The sequence below is a fragment of the uncultured Campylobacter sp. genome (assembly GCF_938018035.1).
GTDB lineage: Bacteria > Campylobacterota > Campylobacteria > Campylobacterales > Campylobacteraceae > Campylobacter_B.
The window spans coordinates 1-3,402 of the sequence record NZ_CALIJF010000041.1; the positions used below are offsets into that span (position 1 = coordinate 1).

The following is a 3,402-nucleotide window of genomic DNA, read 5'->3' on the forward strand; positions in this document are numbered from 1 at the left end:
CAGGCATGTGCCCGCCCAACCTAAAATTTGTAAATTTCTTTCGCTCATCGGCTCTCCTTGCTTTTAAGATACGTTTCAAATTTACGAATGAAACGAAGCGGGATTTAATACACCAAAGATAAGAAACAAATTAAAAGATGGCTAGAAATAAAATTTGACTTTAAATTTATCGCAGCGGCTTCTGGTCTCTCGCACCTACGTAAATTTTAAAGCGGCGTTTGAGGCGCGCATTTTAAAAAAACGGCGAAATTTACGCCAGATAACGGTTGAAATTTAAATTTCAAAGAGATAAAATTTAAGCGACGACTATAGCTAAATTTAAGTAAAATTTTACAGGAAGATTACGGTAAAATTTCAAAAATATGAGAAGTAAATTTTATAATTTCTCGGACGTTAAAGATAGGAGTGTTTGCCCTAAGTGCGGAGGCGAACTGCAAGATTATGCCGAGATAGAAAAGTGGAATCAAGCAGAAAAGAATAAAAAGCTTGAGAAATATTTTAAATTTGAAAAAGAGTGGCTAAAGATGATAAAAAAACAAGGGAGCGAGAAATAAAATGATAAATTATAAAAATATCGGTTCTATTTACGAGCTTGGCTCTTTGTCCAAAAGCGGCTTAGACATATATTTGCTTATCGGATCGCACTTTATGGATAAGATAGATATCTTTAGTAATATCACAACGGATTTTCTTATAGGCGTAAAGTGGATATTCTTCTACGCAGAGAAAGCGTCGCAATTAGAAGATATCTTTGATAGCTTTATAGAGTGGCACGATTTATTGGATATCGTTACATTGTCATACGGAATCGATGAAAAAACAGAGCTTGTAAATCTATTTTTATCTAAGATAACTCCAACAACTATGGGCATATCAATATTAGATGAGAAAAATGCCGCCGAAAACGAGCTATTGCATGAAATTCTAAAAGGCGTAAATAATAAAAATGGCGATAAAATTTAAAATGAGGTGAAATATGCAGCAAAATGAAGAATTGTATTATTTAATAGCTGGATTCATATACGATTGGTGCGATATAGAGCTGTTTTGTGATGAATTTTATAAGATGTATGATTTGGAATCTCTATATTGCGCAACCAATAAAGCGAAAGAGCAGGCATTAAAAGAATTGGATATGATGGCGGGTAGATTTTCTGAGTTTGATGAAGATTTTAAAAAGGCTCCTAACGTATTTTTTAAAGAAGGCGAGATAAGGCAAAAGGCAGAAGAAATTTTTCGATTATTTTCTAATATCAAAATTTCAAAAGAGGAATTTTTTAGATTTTTGAAAGAACAGAGAGGGCTAAATTTTCCGATTGGCGTTGATTTAGGCGAAGGCTATGTAATGTGCCCGAATTGCTCCAACGCAATGAAAGTAGATGGGCGCCAAAGCGTGATTACATGCGATAATAAATATTGTATCGCTAAGCTTATCAATCCTTTGGCAAAATTAACGCTTGCGGAGATTGAGAGTGTGAAGTACAATAGCCAAAAAGCCAATTAATAGGCACAAGCGGACAAATCTTTGTTAAACTGCAAAAAGGAGTGCGATGCTAAGCGGAAAGGAAATTTACGAGAATTTTTTGTTAAGATTTTCGAACAACGAACGCAATATTATGAAAAATTTGGCGAGAAATATATATGAACTAAATAAAAGAGAGTTTATCATTGAGTTTGATGAAAACGATATATATAAAGTCAGATTTTATGACGATTTTGAAGGATGCTGTGATCCAGGTCTTGAAGAGGGAGAAGAGGGATGGGATGAGCTATTTTTTGGATTTGAATTTGTAGTTTTAGAGGTTTTATCAACGCAAGCTGCAAAATTTAAAAAAGGCGACTACATCGAAATCAACTACAAAAACTATCCCAAAATATTTGATATGGATAGAAATTTGATTTAGATATGATGATTTAATAGAATTATGGAGAAAAATAGATGCTTAATTTAGAAGGACAGGAATTCCGCGTAAAGAGTATGGCGCAAGATGCCATAAAAGAATGGAGTAAATATGATTTAGGCTCGAACGATAGAGCATTCAAATTAAATTAGGTAGCAAAAAACAAAAAATAGGATTTTAATATGATAAAAAATGAATTTGAATTTTTAATTGCCTCCGTGCCGGATAGAGAAAAAGTAGTAGCCGAGATTTGGCATATGGACAGAGAGGCTTTAATAGAGATCAACCATGAAACGAATAAGCTTTTGGTCGCTGCTACCGAGACTCGGCATAATATCAATTTTTACGAGCTTATATGGGCGCTATATGCTGGGGGATTATGGCTAAAAGATGGGAATCAAACACCGAATTTTACGGAGCAATTTGAGAAATTTTCAAAAAGAAACGGAAGATGCTCGAAAAATATCTTTAAATTTACAAGATATGAAAATAAAGTGAGTATAGAACATAAAGGCAATCTAATAGCGCATGTCATAAAAGATGGCGACGCCCTATCGGTAGGTTTGTTAAATTTTGGATTTGAATTAAAAGACTGCGTAGAGCTCGAAAATTTCGTATGGGCTTTGCAAAATTCTAGGAAACTGCTAGATAGCGCGGTCGTCTGAGTATCGCGGTGAAAACATATATAAAGGATAATAAAATGACCGATTATTTCGCAAGAAAAGAAAGTGCAATAAAATTAAATAAGCTTTTGGGGTTAGATTCGACGGGAAATGAGCAAGATTGGGAGCTAGAATTAGCAGATATCGGCAAAATTACGTCAATGCTAAATTTACTAAAAGACAAGACATTAAATTTCCACGATAAGATTGCTCTGTCGCATTTAATTGTCGCTTCGTTTGAGAAAGAGGATGAAGAGCTAAGCGCGGTAGACAAAGATAGGATTAAAATATTTGCCGACTTTCTGGACGATAACTTACAAATCAAAAATATCATAAGAGAGTACTGGGTAGTTGCGTATGGGAATTTGAGTAGAAATTTAGCCTATTTGATATTTGGGGATAAATAAAATTCAGATCTATCCATAAAGTATAAATTTTTGAAATTCTAAACAACAAGCGATTAGTACATACCGATAGGTGCTAACAGAATTTTACGCACAGCTCCTTTAAAATAATTCCAAGATAACCTAGAAATTATTTTTTACAAGCGGCGGATGAAGCGATGCGTGCCAAGCTATAGCGACCAAGAAAGGCGCTGGTGGCAAAGACTCAAATTATTTAACCCAGTCTAAATTTAACCCGCTCCGGCGCATTAAATTTCGCGATCGATTTGTGCTAGGCCGCCCGGGCATCGCCAAGCCCGAGCGCCGTTAAATTTCAAATTTAAAACTGTCCGAAAAGATCGTTCAGCGCCTCGCTAATGCTAGGATGCGTAAAAATTTGGTTTTTGAAAAAGTCTGCCTTCGCGCCCAGCGCCATGGCGATCGCCAGCTCATTAA

At 35.3% G+C, this 3,402-nt stretch carries 6 protein-coding genes; all 6 read left to right on the top strand.

The genetic code is table 11. From position 1 onward, the window contains the following. Positions 1-362: 362 nt before the first annotated feature. Positions 363-554: a hypothetical protein gene (locus Q0257_RS01250; RefSeq protein WP_298020549.1), complete on the top strand. Its 192-nt coding sequence runs from the start codon at positions 363-365 to the stop codon at positions 552-554. A 1-nt stretch (position 555) separates the two neighbouring features. After that, complete coding sequence (locus tag Q0257_RS01255; RefSeq protein WP_298020552.1) at positions 556-963, top strand: hypothetical protein; 408 nt, start codon at positions 556-558, stop codon at positions 961-963. 13 nt (positions 964-976) lie between these two features. After that, on the top strand, positions 977-1,504 hold the full coding sequence (locus tag Q0257_RS01260; RefSeq protein WP_298020555.1) for a hypothetical protein: 528 nt from the start codon (positions 977-979) through the stop codon (positions 1,502-1,504). 46 nt (positions 1,505-1,550) lie between these two features. After that, complete coding sequence (locus Q0257_RS01265) at positions 1,551-1,904, top strand: hypothetical protein (protein WP_298020557.1); 354 nt, start codon at positions 1,551-1,553, stop codon at positions 1,902-1,904. A gap of 179 nt (positions 1,905-2,083) precedes the next feature. Then, positions 2,084-2,566 carry a hypothetical protein gene (locus Q0257_RS01270; RefSeq protein WP_298020561.1) on the top strand — a complete coding sequence of 161 codons (483 nt, stop codon included), beginning with the start codon at positions 2,084-2,086 and terminating at the stop codon, positions 2,564-2,566. Positions 2,567-2,601: 35 nt separating this feature from the next. Further along, positions 2,602-2,970 (top strand): hypothetical protein, encoded by a 369-nt coding sequence (locus Q0257_RS01275; protein WP_298020563.1) that lies wholly within the window; start codon positions 2,602-2,604, stop codon positions 2,968-2,970. Positions 2,971-3,402: the final 432 nt, after the last annotated feature.

Excerpts from the sequence above, each read along its gene's own strand:
- Q0257_RS01250 (WP_298020549.1), top strand. The coding sequence starts at position 363 with ATGAGAAGTAAATTTTATAATTTCTCGGACGTTAAAGATAGGAGTGTT.
- Q0257_RS01275 (WP_298020563.1), top strand. The coding sequence starts at position 2,602 with ATGACCGATTATTTCGCAAGAAAAGAAAGTGCAATAAAATTAAATAAG.
- Q0257_RS01255 (WP_298020552.1), top strand. The coding sequence starts at position 556 with ATGATAAATTATAAAAATATCGGTTCTATTTACGAGCTTGGCTCTTTG.
- Q0257_RS01270 (WP_298020561.1), top strand. The coding sequence starts at position 2,084 with ATGATAAAAAATGAATTTGAATTTTTAATTGCCTCCGTGCCGGATAGA.
- Q0257_RS01260 (WP_298020555.1), top strand. The coding sequence starts at position 977 with ATGCAGCAAAATGAAGAATTGTATTATTTAATAGCTGGATTCATATAC.
- Q0257_RS01265 (WP_298020557.1), top strand. The coding sequence starts at position 1,551 with ATGCTAAGCGGAAAGGAAATTTACGAGAATTTTTTGTTAAGATTTTCG.